Genomic DNA, 16,566 nt, shown 5'->3' with positions numbered 1-16,566 from the left:
CGATATTCAGGTGAACAGTTTGGGTTAAGTATTCAAAAAGAAATTTACAAAGAAACAGGCAACAAGTTAACAGAAGATCATCTCCGAAAATACGATCCAGATGCCTACATTCATTTTAATGATTTAGTTCGATGGATTGAAACAGGAGACGATGGAAAAGAAAGTTGGAGAGTCTATGAACAACTGACTTTTTCTCTGGATGCACCTCAAGGTCATCTTCCCCGGTTAGAAAAACTAGAAGCGGGAATGGAAAAAGAACCCAGTTATCAACTCATCTCCCCCAACTCCTTACCCTTGACCTCTCAAGAGATCCAAGCCCGAAACTTCCTGTTTTCAAGGGTAGAAGCCTGTGAACTGTAAATTCTCACTAGCCCAGAATCTCAAACCTCGTTACAATCAGAGGGAAACTGTTTACTGTCAACTTCGGTCAACGGAAGATGAATGCGGAACGAACGTCTCAAAATGATCCCATTACCGTGGATTTCCTACCGCCCAATCAAATCCTCACTCTCGGTCAAATCGGCTTGACTTTTGCACCCGGAAAAAAGCATCAAGGAATGCACTTCATGTGGGATCGTAGTTTGGAGCAAGATCTTGATCGTCTACGAAATAACTATCAGACTGATGTTTTAATCTCTCTGATCGAATCACACGAGTTTGAAGCTGTACAAATTCCGGATCTAATCGTACAAGCACAAGCCAGAAAAATGCAAACAATTTGGTTTCCTATCCCAGATATGAGTGTTCCAAATTCGATAGATGAATTGATACTTTTAGTTCAAAAAATTTTGCTGAATACTCAACAAAATAAAACAGTTGTTATTCATTGTATGGGCGGTTTAGGACGAACAGGAATGGTTGCAGCTTGCTGTTTGGTAGCCTTGGGTTATTCTCCCGAAAAAGCAATTAAAACCGTTCGTGAAATTCGCCAATATAGTATTGAAACTCAACAGCAAGAAGATTATATCTCTGAGTTTGCCTATGCTTGGGAAACTCCAAAGTTCATGATGTCTCGAAATTTATCTCGAAATTTTTGCTAGACCTCAACCGATCAACCTTGAAGTCTTTAAACTGTAGCAAATGCAGCGGAATTTTTGTCAATGTCAAGTATCATACTGAAAAAAATCTAGCGATCGCTAGACCTCGTTCAGCTGGGATCAAAAGTCAACCGAGTAAATTTCTGAAGATCCCGAGAGACTTAAGGAAACTTTTAGACGGACTTCAGAAAGCGTTTAAACTCAATTTGTAAAAATGTTAACATTAGATCATTTCCAATTTACTAAAAGTCTAGCTACACTAAAAAGAGAGGAGTACGACATCGAGAACAAGTGAAATCCTGTTAGGATTATTTTGTTAAGACCCAGTATAAAGATTGTCTACATTCCCGAAAACCCAAAAAACGAAATGAAAGGTGAGCCAGTCCGGGAAATCTTCAAATGAGGGAACTCATGGAATACGGACTCAATCTTGAGTAATTATAAAGATTGAGGAACAATTCCTTGATCCCCAATGGGACCTCTCCCTTGATTGTTTGCTCACCCAAGTGGACAAAAAATTTGTTCACGGATTACTGTTAACTCTAACTGTTAGATTCTCGCCCCAGGCGGAAATCAGCCGTAAATTACGATTTTTACGGGGAAAAATTCCCCATTTTGTATTGTCATCCCCATACGGGGAATTAAGCCAGAGGAAGACTAGATGAACGACTACGCAAAAAGCTTTTCTTCATTTTGCGATCGCCTTCTCAGTGGGGCAATTCGTAGTAAAGCTAAACGTCTAATGGCAATTGCAGCCATTTCTGCAATCGCGGTTCCCGGACTCAGTAACGCAGTTCATGCGAGCCTCAAAGATAGTCCGAAAGCCGTTGTAGATGAGGTTTGGCAGATTGTCTATCAAAAGTATGTTGATCCGAGCTTTAACCGCCAAAATTGGAAAGCCATTCGACAAGAGCTACTCAATCAAGAATACTCTTCCCGCGAAGAAGCTTATGGTGCCTTACGTCAAGCTTTAGAAAAACTTAACGATCCCTACACCCGCTTCATGGACCCCAAACAGTATGAGCGGTTAACCAACCAAACCGCAGGAGAACTGTCCGGTGTGGGAATGCAGCTTTCATTAGATGAAAAAACAAAAACTATAGTCGTTGTCTCTCCGATAAAAAATTCTCCCGCACTAGAAGCTGGAATTCAAGCCGGAGATAAAATTTTAGCCATTGATGGAACCTCCACAAAAGGAATGAGCGTCGATAAAGCCGCCGAAAAAATTCGGGGTAGCGTCGGAACTCAAGTAGAACTGCGAATTGAACGCCAAGGACGAGAGGAATTTGATGTCACTCTCACCCGCGCTCGTATCGAACTCGAAACCGTTTACCACCGTCTCAACACCGAAGGCGATCGCAAAGTTGGATATATTCAATTGCGGGAGTTCAATTCCCACGCCGCCGAACAAATGAAAGCGGCGATGGAGGAGTTGGCTGATCAACAAGCAGAGGCTTTTGTACTCGATTTACGTGGAAATCCCGGAGGGTTGCTCCGCAGTAGTATTGAAATCGCCCGGATGTGGATGGATGATGGCATTATTGTCAGTACGGTCTATCGCGACGGCGACACCCAAGAAATTCGAGCCAACCGCACCGCCCTTAGCACTTTACCCACCGTTGTCTTAGTCGATGGAAACTCCGCTAGTGCGAGTGAAATTCTCGCAGGAGCAATGAAAGACAATCATCGTGCGGTGATTATGGGCGATCAAACCTTCGGAAAAGCATTAGTTCAATCCGTCTTTCCTTTATCTGATGGTTCAGGTTTAGCTGTCACCGTTGCTCATTACTATACGCCTAATGGCACCGATATTAGTAAAAAAGGAGTCACACCTGACGTTAAATTAAAATTGACTGAAGATCAGAAAAAACAACTTGCCGGCGATCCTCAATCAATTGGTACTCGCAAAGATCCTTACTATGCCGGAGCGATCAATTTTTTAGAAACTGAGGCGGCTTCACAACCTCTACGATCTCTATCGGTTAGCGAACGTCAGAACCGTTAACAACAAGACTGATTGTGGGCAAATTGTTCCATGTAAATTTGCCCCGAGTCTTTTGTCTATCGAACGAACAATTGTCACCCTGGAAAATAGCAGGTAATCTTAAGGATGATGTTGTCTGGATTAAAGTGTTATCATGTCACACTCAATACCTCCAAATTCATCATCGCCTCAAGGTTCATCTCGTAATGACGAATGGATTGCCGTTTTAGTCGCACTTGTTGCAATGAGCGGTATTTTCTTTTGGATCTTGGGTAGAGATGCTAAACCCAATAAGCAAAAATTTGCTTCGCCTACTGTTGTTCCTGCTCCTCAAACAACCATTTCGGATAATCTCAATTTATCTAGAGTTTTAGAAGAATCCTTCGCTCAGTATCGGAGTCAAACCCCAGTTTCTTCTGAGCCTGTCTCTGTCTCCCCAACTGCCTCTGTGTTTAATCGGTTTTCGACAGCCGATGTTACGGGAACTGATTCTAACTCAACAGCGATGAATCCGGTGTTGGGTTTTAATCCCTTCTTCTTTGCACCTCAAGATCAATACACAGCAGAGTCACCCGAGCCGACTTCTGAAGTCACCCTATCACCCCTTCCAACTCAAGACTCAACTGTTGTAACTCAACCGGAAACTGAAGCTGCTGCAACACCGGAAACTGAAGCAACGACTCAACCGGAAACTGAAGCAACGACTCAACCGGAAACTGAAGCTGCAACTCAACCGGAAACTGAAACCGCAACTCAACCGGAAACTGAAACCGCAACTCAACCGGAAACTGAAACACCCACACCCGTACCTCTAGTCCTGACTGATGTTCCGGAAGGCTTTTGGGCCAGAGAGTTTATTGACTATACCACTCAAGAGGATATTATTATCCCCTACGCCAATGGTACATTTAAGCCCGATCAACCGATCACTCGGGCTGAATTTGCCGCTCAAGTCGAAAATGCCTTTATTCCCGAAGAAAATCAATCCGGCGGACCGAGTTATAAAGATGTAGATCAAAGCTACTGGGCGGAACAGGCAATTGTTGATGTCACCAAAACCGGTTTTATGACCGGTTATCCCGGCGAGGTGTTTAATCCTAATTTAACCGTACCTCGGGTTCAAGTATTGGTGGCGTTAGTTAGTGGATTAAATCTCAAAATCCCGAAAAATCCTGAAGAAATCTTAAAAGTTTATCAGGATGCCGATCAAATTCCCCAGTGGGCTGTTGAGCAAATCGCCGCCGCCACAGAAGCCGGATTAGTGGTTAATTATCCAGAAACAAAGACTCTCAATCCCAATCAACCCGCAACTCGCGCGGAAGTCTCAGCAATGATTTATCAAGCTTTAGTCGCATCTGACAAAGCTGAACCCATTTCATCCGATTATATTGTCAAACCGGATAAGGGCGGAATTTTACCCTTTTAATTAAAAGGTACAATTTTAAAGCTTAAAACTCTCCTAGTCTGAACGTTAACAAGCAGAATTTTAGGGGAGTTTTTTTACAGAATCGGAGTCGAATTTCTATGCACTATCATTATAAATATCGTTCTCTAATAGCATTTTTAACTTTACTTTTAAGTTGCAATTTCCTGACTCAGCCTTTGCGATCGCAAGAGACAGACACCCTGATTGTGAGTAAATCTCCTAAACCTTGTTTCTGGGAAACGGATCAATTACCTTCCCCTCCCCTGTCTCAAACTGAACCCAGTATTCCGAGTTTGTGGTTAGCCCAAGAACTCTATGGATATTCGACTCTAGAACCTCAGAACCTTGAGGAGGTTCAAAGCAAAACAGATATTCAACTCAAAGTCAAACAACCCCCAGAAACCCGTCAACAATATCAATTGCTAGAAACTTGGTATATTGAACCCAAAATTACACAACTTCAGCCCGATTTGTATGTGAATAATTTAGTTACTCTTGTTGTCAATCGGATCAATTGGAATCGCGAAAAATATATGGGACAATATGTGTTTGTCAATCGATTTTCTTCAGTGACTAGACGCTATGGTTATAATTTACGGGTTTGTAATCGTCAGGGTGATTTACTCGGTTACTCTATTTGTGATTTTGAGAAAACGCCCTTAAATTGTCAGGTAGAAATTCTCTCAGAAGGGTTAAGAGTTAGAGATTTTAGGAATTTTAATCCTGAGTAGAGATCAATGATCTACGGTGACTGCAAACAAAAAAATCCCCTGCCTTTTTTTGACAGAGGAACGTTAAAATTTACAAAAAATCGTTCGAGAAAGATTACTTAGACACGTTTAAAACCGCAGCATCTTGATTGTATTCTTCGACTTGAATGGGAACAGGTTTAACATCCCAGATCTGTTCGCAATATTCTTTGATCGTGCGATCGCTAGAAAACTTAGCCATGCGCGTTGCATTCTTAATTGACATCCGAATCCAACCCTCGCGATCTTGAAATGCTTTGCTCACTTTGTCTTGACATTCAATGTAAGACTGATAATCAGCAAACAGCATATAAGGATCATGGTGCATGAAAGAATCAGTCATGGGTTTAAATAATTCCTTATCCCCATGAGAGAAATATCCCGATGTCAAGCGATCAATCACCGCTTTCAACTCAGCATTCTTGCTGTAATATTCCCAAGGATTATAACCCGCAGCTTTTGTCTTATAGACTTCATCCGCCGTCAAACCAAATAAGAAGAAATTCTCCTCTCCAGCTTCTTCGCGAATTTCAATATTTGCACCATCTAAGGTACCAATAGTCATCGCGCCATTCATGGCAAACTTCATGTTCCCCGTGCCAGAAGCCTCTTTACCCGCCGTTGAAATTTGTTCAGACAAATCCGCAGCCGGATAGATTTTTTGACCCAGAGAAGCATTAAAATTCGCCAGGAAAACCACCTTCAAGCGTCCCCGTACATCCGGATCATTGTTCAAAACGTCAGCGACGGCATTGATGAGTTTAATCATCAGTTTCGCCATGAAATATCCAGGTGCCGCCTTACCCCCAAAAATGAAAGTTCGAGGTGTAACTTCAATATTGGGATTTTGCTTAATCCGGTTGTACAGCGTGATAATGTGCAAGACACATAAATGCTGGCGCTTGTATTCGTGAATCCGCTTGACTTGCACATCAAACATCGAATTGGGATCAACCCCAATGCCGTTATGCTTCCAGATGTAATCAGCGAGTTTGCGTTTGTTCTCTAGCTTAATTTGATCCCATTGTTCACGGAATCCGGGATCTTCGATAAAATCTTCAATCTTGCGAAGTTGATCGAGATCCTTAAGCCAACCATTACCAATTTTAGAGGTATAAAGCTCAGACAATTTCGGGTTACTCAATAAAACCCAACGACGAGGAGTAACACCGTTCGTTTTGTTAAAGAATTTCTCCGGCCAAAGCTTGTAGAAATCGCGCAGAGTGTCTTGCTTCAACAATTCCGTATGCAGTGCGGCTACACCATTAATCGCGTGAGATCCCACACAAGCCAGATTTGCCATACGGACATATTGTTCTGGCCCTTCTTGAATCAGAGACAAACGCGCCAACATCTCGGGATCATCGGGATACCACAGCTTCACATCTTCGAGAAAACGACGATTAATTTCGTAGATGATTTCCAGATGGCGAGGCAGGAGATAGCTAAATAGCTGCACAGACCACTTTTCCAACGCCTCCGGCATCAGAGTATGGTTCGTGTAAGCAAAAGTATTTTGAGTAATCCGCCAAGCATCATCCCAGTCCATGCTATGTTCATCAAGCAACAACCGCATCATTTCCGCGATCGCCACTGCCGGATGGGTATCATTAAGCTGAATAGCAGCCGTTTCATTGAGGTTATGTAGATTCTTGTGACGCATCAGATGGATGCGAAGAATATCTTGTAACGTACAAGAAACAAAGAAAAATTGCTGCTCTAGTCTCAGTTGCTTACCTTGAGGGGTGTTGTCGTTGGGATAGAGAACTTTAGAGATCGTTTCAGAACGGATTTTTTCAGCAACCGCACCATCGTAGTTCCCGGAGTTAAACGCATCAAAATTGAAGTCATCACTGGCTTCTGCCCGCCACAACCGCAAAGGATTCACAGTATTGGTGTCATATCCAGGAACGGGCGTATCGTAAGGAATTCCAATGGCAGTGGTTGAGGGAATCCAAAGGACTCGATAATGACCTTTATCATCGTGGTACATTTCCGTATGGCCGCCAAACTTCACCTCGACGGCTTGATCCGGACGAGCAATTTCCCAAGGGTTGCCAAAGCGTAGCCATTTATCTGGAACTTCGGCTTGCCAACCATCTTGAATCGTTTGGTAAAAAATCCCAAATTCATAACGTAGACCACAGCCTACCGCCGGAATTTCTAGCGTCGCCAGAGAGTCGAGGAAACACGCTGCTAAACGTCCTAAGCCCCCATTTCCTAAACCCGGGTCGGGTTCTCGTTCTAGCAGTTCATCTAAATTGAGTCCTGACTCCTCAACAGCTTGACGGATTTTATCATAGATGTGTAGGTTGATCAGACTGTTGCCGAGATGGCGTCCCATCAAAAATTCGGCTGAGAGGTAATAGACAACCTTAACGTCGTTTTCGACATAGGTTTTAAAGGTTTTCAGCCAACGGTTGAGTAAGCGATCGCGGAGTGTATACGCAAGCGCCATATAAAAATCATCTGCGGTCGCAAAGGACTCATACTTCCCTTGCAAATAGAAAAGATTATCCGCAAAAGCCCGCTTGAGCGTGTCCACACTCATTCCGGTGCGGTCGTCCTCAATTTGTATCGGACATTCATTTGCGGGAATTAGGGATTGAGTCATAGATTCTCCTTTCAATCGGCCTGTTGGGTTCGGACAACTTTTCGGTTGCAGAAATAATACCAGGCTGGATTTAGCTGTCTCTGTAGCAATCGTTTCCAGCCTGTCTTTACAGCACCCCTGCTCCCGATGCAAACTATTGATAAATTTCTTTGATTTGAAGACCCAGAACGTTAACATTAGGGGTCGAGGGGGGCTTTACAACTCCCGACTCCCATTCAAAACCGTGCTTGCTACTTTCATAGCACACGGCTCCTAGTCTAATTGTCTGTTATCATCAGAACATCCGGTTTCTTTTGAGTTGTAAGACCCATCGGTTGCCGTTTTAATATCGTGACAATGGCGATGCAATAATTGCAGATTTTTGTATTCATCTTTACCGCCTACAGACGTTGGGATGATATGATCGATTTCTACAATATCATCTGGGGTGAAATATTGTCCAGATGATTTACATTTGCCTTTTTGCTTTTTGAGCAAATTTGCTACTCGTTTAGGTACATCGTAGGCTGTGCCTTTTCGTGTACTCCAATAAGTCCAGTTTCCATCATAGGGTGATGCTTCAGGTCTTATAGTTACGTGACGTTTAATAGTTGTTTCAGCATGGTTTAGTAGTTTATAACCATCCTTGGTTTCAAAACTCCATGCCATATTACCGTTTTTCCTGAAGTATTTCTTCAGTTGATCGTAACTAGCTTTACCGCATCTGCTAACTGTCCATGCTCTTAATCTTTGCCATCTGATGTTGTCTAGAGAGGAGAATGTCTTTTTGGAGACAACTTTGGAATGGTAGTTACACCATCCTCTAATTACCGGGTTTAGGTGTTTGATTAATGCGTACTGGGGTGCGGTTTTGTGAGTTTTAATCACTTCTTTCACCTTGTCCGTGTGAAGCTCTATTGCCTTCTTGCTAGGTTTTATTATGGTTCTGAACCCTATTAGTTTTGAGTTCATACCCCCAGTCTTACCTGAGTGGTGTTTTCCCACTGGATATTGTCTGAAGTTCCAGCCTAGAAAGTCGAATCCAGGTTTAACCTTTATGCCTTTCACTTCAATTTCTTTTAGTGTATGACATATACGGGTTTTGGCTGGTTTCAGTTCTAACCCGATAGGTTTTAACCATTCTTCGATGGCAATTTGGCACTGTTGAATGATTTTTAATTGTGGACTAATTACCACAAAATCATCTGCATATCTGATGACTTTGGCTTGAACTGTGCATTTCTTTTTTGGGAATTTTTGTTCTATAAGCCTAATCATTCCATCCAGTGCGATGTTAGCAAGTAAAGGACTAATAACACCTCCTTGTGGTGTGCCTGCCTCTGTTGCCTCAAATATGCAGTTATCCATAACTCCAGCCTTCAACCATTGTCTGATTTGGGCTTTTATTGTTGATGGACAATCGATTTTGGACAGTAGGTATTCATGGTTAATCTGGTCAAAACATTTTGCGATGTCAGCATCTAAGATGTAATATTCACCTTTGTTGATACTTTGGAAGATTCGTGACATTACGTCATGGGCTGAACGTCCGGGTCTAAACCCGTAGCTTTCCCCCTCAAATCTGGCTTCCCATTGTGGTTCCAATGCAGATTTTACCAAAGCTTGCCTTACTCTATCGTGTATAGTCGGGATTCCTAAAGGGCGTTTTTCATCCTTGGATTTGGGTATCCATTTCCTGCGGAGTGGTTTTGCCTTTTGATATTTGCTTAGATTTTTGGCAAGTTCTAGCCTTTGTTTGGGTGTAATAGATTTAATTCCATCTACCCCGGCTGTTTTTTTACCCTGATTATCTTGAGTAACCCTTCTGATTGCTAAGAGTTTGGCGTAATACGACTTAACTAGGAGCTTTTGAAGCTTTCGAGCTTTCGCATTTTGACCCGATATTGATGCCTGGTAAATTCTCTTTTGCAGCTTAAATACTATCCGTTGAACTTTCGCCCAATTGATTGTATTCCATGCAGTCGTAGTCTTGGTTATACTCGTTTTCACCGTTTTAACTGCTAATTGAAACTTTACCTAACAACTTGACCGGAATCTATCAGCGTATCCTAAATATTACATCTAGGCTTTAGCTTCTGACTCCATCTTTCGCCCTCATAACATCCGCCTTAGATTTGTGGCTACCTAACAGTATTCGACCTCTGTAGGAGTAGATGAGGGTTTTTAACGTTCCTTGAAAACGGGGTTATTGCCTTTAGAATCGTCCTCTCCGCCGGGGTACTTTTGGGAGTCTGTGTAAGTGTTAAGATAAAAACTCTTACCTCTTTGTAGAAGTATATGGAAACTTCTACCTTTTCCCCTTGTTCTTTTGAACGCAGCGTAATCAAGTCAGTTTCGCTACTTACTATTTACGACGGTTCAATACAGACGTTCACTTTCGTTATTCTTGGACAATTGGCTAGAGAACTTCTTTGGTATTTGACTTATACCTGATTTCCCATTATTCCCAGCTTCAGTGTTTTGATAATCAGTCTGACACTGTGGGAATTGCCTTAACTCTTTGGATTTGGGTTACTTTTGCCTGTTAAGGTTCTGTAACTCATACCATTGACTCCGAGTTTGACCTTCCTTTAAGGTCACATTTTTCAAAGTTAAAGTGGATTTGTTTTCCAAATACCACTTCCCTGCTTACATTTCGGGTTTTATTCCTCAACTTTGGCAGGAACGTCTCGCACTTTCGAGTCTATTGTATCCTGTTTGTTTAGATTGAGCTACATTAACTCTGACTGAGATCCTCCTCCCACGCCTATTGGAATCTTATTGATCGCTTTAACAAACTAAAAGCGCTGCCATTGTCACATTTTTCAGGCTAGCCTAAAGTAGTTAACAGTACATTTACAGAGGGATCTCTTTCAAAATTTAACTTAACGGGATCTCTATTCTCACTGGACTTTCTTTGTCTTTTCTTTAGAAATGCCGGGTCAGGAAAAAGGGGAAAAGTTGCTACTCAATCACAGTCCAATCACGATTCTGGGATGGATAGGACTCAGCTTCTTTGGAGTTGGAGTCATTTTTGTTTACCTGTGGTTTGGGACGACCGCCCTCGACAGTTCCAGTCAATCTCAATTTAGTCAAGCAACGCTAAACCTAGAACATCAATGGATCGTTAGTGGCGAACACGCTAAAAGTCTCGCCGAACAAGGGGCAACTCTGTTAGATGCTCGTTCTCTCCAGATTTTACACTTAGAACGTCTCCAAAATGCTACTTTTGTCAGTTGGCAAGACTTTTCACTTCCCAACCCTCCTAATCGCGGTAAACTACTAACCAATGATCGGGTTTTAACTCAAAAATTGCAAGCAATTGGTATTTTCAATGATCGACCTGTGATTGTCTACATTGATCCCAAAACCGGATGGGGCGAAGATGGTCGAATTGTTTGGATGTTACGCAGTCTAGGTCATTCTCAAGCCGTTTGGGTCGATGGTGGTTATGGGGCTTTAGTCAAAGCAGGTGTAGCCGTTGAAAACCGTCTCCAATCTACTCAACCTTCAACCGGAGATTTTCAAGTTCAACGTCGTCAAAATTGGGAAATTGATCGCGAGCAACTCAAACACCGTTTAAATGACAACAATTTAGTGATTGTAGATAGTCGAGAACTCCGAGAATATCAGGGAGAAACCCCCTACGGAGAACAGCGAGGTGGTCATCTTCCCGGTGCAATTCACCTGTATTATCAAGATTTACTCGATCAAAATGGAATGTTATTTTCTCGTCAATTTATTTTAAAAAAATTAGCAGAAAAAGGCATTACACCCGACAAAGAAATTATTAGTTATTGTACCGGAGGAATCCGTTCAGCTTGGTTAACTTCGGTGTTAGTAGACTTAGGATTTTCAGCCAAAAACTATCCGGGTTCAATGTGGGAATGGTCAGCCTATCCCGCAGAAGATTATCCGCTTTTGAAATTAGATTAAATAAGAGTGAGGAATAGAGAAGATTGTCGGATTGAATAGATTTGACTGAAAACGTTCCAAATAGATGTGGATAATTTCATTCGCAATCCGATTCAAAATATTGTTGATCTACAGCTTTTCCTGATTGAATCTTCTCATAAGATCAGACTTAACTTATAGAATTCGCTAATTCCAACGAATTTTCTAGTCCTTCTAAGACAATATCGGCGATCACCTTGATCCGATAACGACAAGCTTTCGTTTCTGTACAGTTAAACGTCCCATTTTCCCAATACTTATTACTTCCGGCTCCTCCTCCACATAGCCCAAAATATTCGCAACTCTGACGGCATTGCACCACTCCCGCCGCCATATCTTGATAAATTTTTTGAAACTTTTCAGTCTGACAAACAGATTCGAGAGTATTGTGCAGAACATTACCCAGAACAAAGTCTCCGTATTCCTTGATTTTAAATGATAGTAACTCTGGATCAAAGGTTGAAAAATTGCCTTGATGATCAAAGTTAACAATCACAAAAGGTTGATTCATATCGGTATACCCTAAGCGATCACCTGTATAGGCTAAAGTACATATCGTCTCAAATTCCCGCAGTTTGAATTCACCCTTTGCCTGTACCGTTAAATCCCAGAATCGCTGCATAAAAGCACGATAGCGTTCCTCTGTTCCCTGCTGATCAAGTGTGGAATGTTGGTGTACCCCTTCCGCTTCTTCCATGTTAAAACCGACTTCAGTAATGCGATTTGATCTGAAGAAATTGAAGATTTCATCCGGGTAATCAAGGGAATCTTGAGTCAACACACAAATAACATTAAAAGGAATCTCATTCTTCTGTAAAAGGGAGATTCCCCGCATCGTTGCAGCATGAGTTCCTGTTCCTTTATAGGTTTGACGGTGAGCATCATGGAGAAAGGCAGGCCCATCGAGACTGACACCGACATAAATTTCATTTCTCCTAAAACAATCACACCACGCTTGATTAATTAAGGTGGCATTGGTTTGAATGGATTGAAAAATTTGGATGGGTTGCGTTTTGTACTGGCGTTCAGCCTCCCGAATCAAGGCAGTGGCACTATCGTAAAATGATATTGGCATGGCTAAAGGTTCCCCTGCGTGCCAAAGAATGGTAAAGTCACAACCGACAAAAGGACTGGTCAAAACCGTTTTGAGGATCGGTTCGATCAAATCTAGCGATAATCGATTTTTGCTTTGGCGATCGCGAAGATAGCAATAATCACAATTGAGATTACAGAAGGAAGTAGACTGAATTACAACGAGATTAATCGGCCCAAAGGCAGATAAATCAAGGGTTGAGCTTGCTCGAAAGTTGTCTGTTTGTACAGGAAGATTCATTTTTGAGATCGTCATCACTTATTCCTACCAGTTTCTAAAGCCAGCCCCACCCTGAGAGCCATTGACAAAACCCCCTGCGCCATAAGTACCGTTCTTAAAGGCAGCCCCTCCATCAGATCCATTAACAAAACTCCCTCCGTCCTGATAAGTGCCGTTGTAAAACCCTCCTCCATCAGCCCAAGCCGCTCCACGACCCACACCAACCGGGCCACCGACACGGCCATAGTTAGGATGGGCATTGTAGAAATTGCCTCCCCTCGGCCCAGTCGCAACACCTCTACGCCCACCTTGAGTAAAACCTCCGCCACGACTCCCATCCGCAAATCCTCGTACCATCAATAAGTCGTCTTCCGATAGTGAGGTTTCCAGCACTTGAGTTTCCCGATGTCGAATTGTTGCCGTGATCCGATCAAGTCGCCCCTCAATGGATGGGGAAGCCTCCTTACTGGGCTGGCTTGTAGCGTTTGCCACCGGGACACTGAAGGCTGATAACACCAGCAAAAAGCCGAGTAAACTTGTATGTGTTGTAATATTCAAGGGTCTTTCTCCTAATTTGTTGATCTTGATTTATCTCTTTGTTGTTGAGGAGTCTGGAATCGGAATCTGTTCATAGTTGAGCAGAACCGTTTGGAAATAGTCCTTAATAATTTCAGTCGGAATCTCCAGAATTCCAAATGGCCCCAACCATTTGTTCACCATATCTGTATATTTTGTCTCTCCAATCACATAGCCCTGGAGCATTTTGGCAATCGCTAGATTAACTAGATTCCTGAATGTTGAGTTATTTTCTGGCATCATACACCCCACTGCATAGCGAACATAGGGAGCGCTAGGGACTAACTGATAATCCGTCTCGCTGACTCGCTGAATATTCCCGGCTAAGACTACACTATCTCCAGCGATCGCATCGACTTTGCCAGACACGAGATCGGCAATTCCTTGATCAATTCCAGCAACGGTTACTAAAACCGCCTTGGGCTGAAAGCTTTTCAGGGTTGACTCTCCCAAAGAGTTAGGCAATACTGCAATGCGTTTTCCCACTAAGGACTCTGGTGTTCCTGTTAAGGAGCCTTTTTTTATTAAGAGTCGAATTCCAGAAAGACTGTAGGGCATTGAGTAGTCTACAAACATCTCTCGTTGCCAAGTGAATTGGGTGTTGCAAGCCAGGTCAATTTCTCCATTGGCGGTTTTGGGAATCACTTCAGAAAGCTCATTAATGGTTTGAAACTGGACTTCTACAGGCTTGCCTAAATAAAGGGAAACTTCTTGTTCGATTAAAGAAGCAACATCAAGAGAATACCCGACCAATTCCTTTTTATCATTGATGTAAGAGTAGGGAATAACATCGCTGCGGCCACCCATCGTAATAATGCCAGTACGGGCAGCTTTTTCAACAACAGTCTCAGCTTTCGCCGTCGTGGGAAACGAAAGCGCGACCAGTATTCCTAAAAAAGCGATCAAAAATTTGGGGAACATACTATTTTCTCGATTTTTGAGCTGGAATTAACCCCATCTTACATAACTTTTTTAAAAGTATCTTAGGCTACTTGCATTTGTCCTGATCTTGAAAAGAAAATTATCAAATTGTTTGAAAAAAACGATCTTATAACAGTTCTTGACTAAGTGAGGGACAGTGCAAACCTTTAAAACCTAGACACAGTTTCGTTTATGCCAGTTTGTGTAAGCAATGGACACAATCCCAGCAATTAAGGCATAGGTAATCAGCGTATTGATAATGCCGCCTTTGATATAATCCAGATTGGGGAAATTTAGGCTGACGAGTAGAATTGCTAAACCAGCATTGCGAGTCGCTGTTGCATAGGCTAGAACGGTTTGATTTTCGGGTTTAGGCCCGCCCAAAAAATGACCACAGGCTAGCGAAGCAATCGAGATTAAACCCATCGCCAAGTAAGCGATAAATCCAGCATTGAGAACTTTTTCTAGGGTGACGGCGAGCAGGACAATCGTAACGAGCAAAAGCATGAATTTTGCAATTTTGGTCACAGGTTCTACCAGTTCATCTGCTAACTGAGGCAAATATTGAGCCAGTAAAACACCAATTCCTATTGGCAAAACCTGAGCAAAAAAGATTTGTTTGGCAATATCTTGTGGCGGTAACCAGGCTTGATTGGGATAGAACTGAGCCAGAATAACAGCCGTTAAGGGAATGCTAATAATAGCTAGAATGCACACCGTAAACTGTAAGCTGGCGACAAATTTGGCATCTCCGCCGGCTTTCAGACTCTTAAACGGAATCATCGGAGCGCCTGGACAGGCGACCATTGCCCCAATACCAATGCGTTGTGCCACCGTCAAACCTGGAATAAATAAGACTAATGCACCCAATATTGGAACTGCAATTAACACCGAAATGAGCGATCTCAACAGTAGAAATGGTTGCTGACCTAACCAGACCACATCCTCAAATGTCCAGCGAATTGCCATCGAAAACATTAGAGCAAAGAGAGTCAGTTTGGCATAATTAATAAATATTGTTTTGATTAGCTCAACGGTGGGATTTACGGGTTGAATTGGGTCAGAGACACCGACGATTTCTTGGGCAATCTCAACCTGATTATTCCCTTGACGGTAGACAGTTTTTCCCCCTCGCACAATAGTTAATTCTGAAGTACCCAACGGGTTGATGATCACAATATATTGCTGATTACCGAGCAGAGCAACGTATTTAGTCGGATCTTTTTTAGGGTTTTTAGGCGGAGTAATTGAAACCGGGACTTTTCTAAGGGTTAGAGTTTTACTTTCCTTATTATAGATATTGACATAAGCTTGGTTGCCTTCTCGAAACACTCTCACAACATAACGGTCATTTTGAAATAACAAAGCCGTCTCTGAGGTGAGGATTTTAGGGGGCGTGTTTGGGGATAGTTGCTCGGAAGTTGGTGCTAGAGACTGGGTAATCAACTTTTGAGAATAGACTTTTTGATTCATTGCCGAATCAGGATTAATGATGGCAAAGGATGGGATCGTCAATGAGAGCAGTGTCACAGTCATAATCATTGTGAATACTGCAAGAAAGCTGTTCAGAAAAGCCTTAGTATAAATTCTTTTAGAAATCAGATCGGATTTCAATAGAAACATAAATTAGCTCTCCCAGGTGCTTAGGGGAAAAGGTAGCTGGTGATATAAGTGATCTGAATGAACAAAGGCTTAAAACCTTGATTCAGCTAGATTATAACTTTACCTGATTACCACAATATCAGCACAATGACGAGAGAATCCCATTTCTAAATAAATCTTGATTTATGCAGAAAAAGTATATCAATCGTTTACAAGAATTTCAGCGTTTGCGAAGCCCCGGTACAATTCAAAAACCGAACAATAGCGTACAACCGTACATCTGTTGTTTTTTTGACGTGAGTCAATAGCCGCGCCTGTAGTAGCATCCACAGAATCTATTGAGATGCAGAGGGGGTATTCCTACAAAAGTCGAATAAGCTCAACCGAGCAGAAGCCTTTACACGATCAAAAA

The 16,566-nt window shown here is 42.3% G+C and carries 12 protein-coding genes; 6 read left to right on the top strand and 6 right to left on the bottom strand.

The features are described 5' to 3' along the window. The 5 genes from L8106_RS30035 to L8106_RS25810 form a co-directional block, all read left to right on the top strand. On the top strand, positions 1-360 hold a 360-nt coding region (locus tag L8106_RS30035), incomplete at its 5' end, for a GUN4 domain-containing protein (RefSeq protein ID WP_009787477.1). A 77-nt stretch (positions 361-437) separates the two neighbouring features. Further along, the gene (locus tag L8106_RS25825; protein ID WP_009787476.1) at positions 438-1,040 is read left to right on the top strand and encodes a cyclin-dependent kinase inhibitor 3 family protein; all 603 of its coding nucleotides are present in this window, start codon (positions 438-440) and stop codon (positions 1,038-1,040) included. Between the two features lie 658 nt (positions 1,041-1,698). After that, a complete protein-coding gene (gene ctpB, locus L8106_RS25820; RefSeq protein WP_009787475.1) occupies positions 1,699-3,042 on the top strand; it encodes a carboxyl-terminal processing protease CtpB in 1,344 nt (447 codons plus the stop codon). Between the two features lie 133 nt (positions 3,043-3,175). Then, positions 3,176-4,447, top strand: coding sequence for an S-layer homology domain-containing protein (locus tag L8106_RS25815; RefSeq protein ID WP_009787474.1), 1,272 nt, complete (start codon positions 3,176-3,178; stop codon positions 4,445-4,447). Positions 4,448-4,545: 98 nt separating this feature from the next. Beyond that, complete coding sequence (locus L8106_RS25810) at positions 4,546-5,178, top strand: hypothetical protein (protein ID WP_009787473.1); 633 nt, start codon at positions 4,546-4,548, stop codon at positions 5,176-5,178. Positions 5,179-5,272: 94 nt separating this feature from the next. Here L8106_RS25810 and L8106_RS25805 read toward each other — a convergent pair whose 3' ends face one another. Further along, positions 5,273-7,810, bottom strand: a complete 2,538-nt coding sequence (locus tag L8106_RS25805) for a glycogen/starch/alpha-glucan phosphorylase (RefSeq protein ID WP_009787472.1) — start codon at positions 7,808-7,810, stop codon at positions 5,273-5,275. Between the two features lie 252 nt (positions 7,811-8,062). Then, positions 8,063-9,799, bottom strand: coding sequence for a group II intron reverse transcriptase/maturase (gene ltrA / locus L8106_RS25800; RefSeq protein WP_009787471.1), 1,737 nt, complete (start codon positions 9,797-9,799; stop codon positions 8,063-8,065). A 924-nt stretch (positions 9,800-10,723) separates the two neighbouring features. Here ltrA and L8106_RS25795 point away from each other — a divergent pair. Next, positions 10,724-11,725, top strand: a complete 1,002-nt coding sequence (locus tag L8106_RS25795; protein WP_009787470.1) for a sulfurtransferase — start codon at positions 10,724-10,726, stop codon at positions 11,723-11,725. A gap of 148 nt (positions 11,726-11,873) precedes the next feature. Here the strand turns inward: L8106_RS25795 and grrM are convergent, their stop codons facing one another. The 4 genes from grrM to L8106_RS25775 all read right to left on the bottom strand — a co-directional run bounded on the left by grrM (position 11,874) and on the right by L8106_RS25775 (position 16,025). Continuing rightward, positions 11,874-13,091, bottom strand: a complete 1,218-nt coding sequence (grrM, locus tag L8106_RS25790) for a cyclophane-forming radical SAM/SPASM peptide maturase GrrM/OscB (protein WP_009787469.1) — start codon at positions 13,089-13,091, stop codon at positions 11,874-11,876. 9 nt (positions 13,092-13,100) lie between these two features. After that, the gene (gene grrA, locus L8106_RS25785) at positions 13,101-13,613 is read right to left on the bottom strand and encodes a GrrA/OscA1 family cyclophane-containing rSAM-modified RiPP (protein WP_009787468.1); all 513 of its coding nucleotides are present in this window, start codon (positions 13,611-13,613) and stop codon (positions 13,101-13,103) included. A gap of 30 nt (positions 13,614-13,643) precedes the next feature. Then, positions 13,644-14,552 (bottom strand): extracellular substrate binding-like orphan protein GrrP, encoded by a 909-nt coding sequence (grrP, locus tag L8106_RS25780; RefSeq protein WP_009787467.1) that lies wholly within the window; start codon positions 14,550-14,552, stop codon positions 13,644-13,646. 174 nt (positions 14,553-14,726) lie between these two features. Then, positions 14,727-16,025 (bottom strand): bile acid:sodium symporter family protein, encoded by a 1,299-nt coding sequence (locus tag L8106_RS25775; RefSeq protein ID WP_198013001.1) that lies wholly within the window; start codon positions 16,023-16,025, stop codon positions 14,727-14,729. Positions 16,026-16,566 lie beyond the last annotated feature (541 nt).

Origin of the sequence: Lyngbya sp. PCC 8106, from assembly GCF_000169095.1 — a bacterium.
Taxonomy (GTDB): Bacteria; Cyanobacteriota; Cyanobacteriia; order Cyanobacteriales; family Microcoleaceae; genus Capilliphycus.
This window is presented reverse-complemented; position numbering and strand designations above follow the sequence as displayed.

Coding starts and splice junctions, on each gene's coding strand:
- L8106_RS25825 (WP_009787476.1), top strand. CDS start 438: ATGAATGCGGAACGAACGTCTCAAAATGATCCCATTACCGTGGATTTC.
- ctpB (WP_009787475.1), top strand. CDS start 1,699: ATGAACGACTACGCAAAAAGCTTTTCTTCATTTTGCGATCGCCTTCTC.
- L8106_RS25815 (WP_009787474.1), top strand. CDS start 3,176: ATGTCACACTCAATACCTCCAAATTCATCATCGCCTCAAGGTTCATCT.
- L8106_RS25810 (WP_009787473.1), top strand. CDS start 4,546: ATGCACTATCATTATAAATATCGTTCTCTAATAGCATTTTTAACTTTA.
- L8106_RS25805 (WP_009787472.1), bottom strand. CDS start 7,810: ATGACTCAATCCCTAATTCCCGCAAATGAATGTCCGATACAAATTGAG.
- L8106_RS25795 (WP_009787470.1), top strand. CDS start 10,724: ATGCCGGGTCAGGAAAAAGGGGAAAAGTTGCTACTCAATCACAGTCCA.
- grrM (WP_009787469.1), bottom strand. CDS start 13,091: ATGACGATCTCAAAAATGAATCTTCCTGTACAAACAGACAACTTTCGA.
- grrP (WP_009787467.1), bottom strand. CDS start 14,552: ATGTTCCCCAAATTTTTGATCGCTTTTTTAGGAATACTGGTCGCGCTT.
- L8106_RS25775 (WP_198013001.1), bottom strand. CDS start 16,025: ATGAATCAAAAAGTCTATTCTCAAAAGTTGATTACCCAGTCTCTAGCA.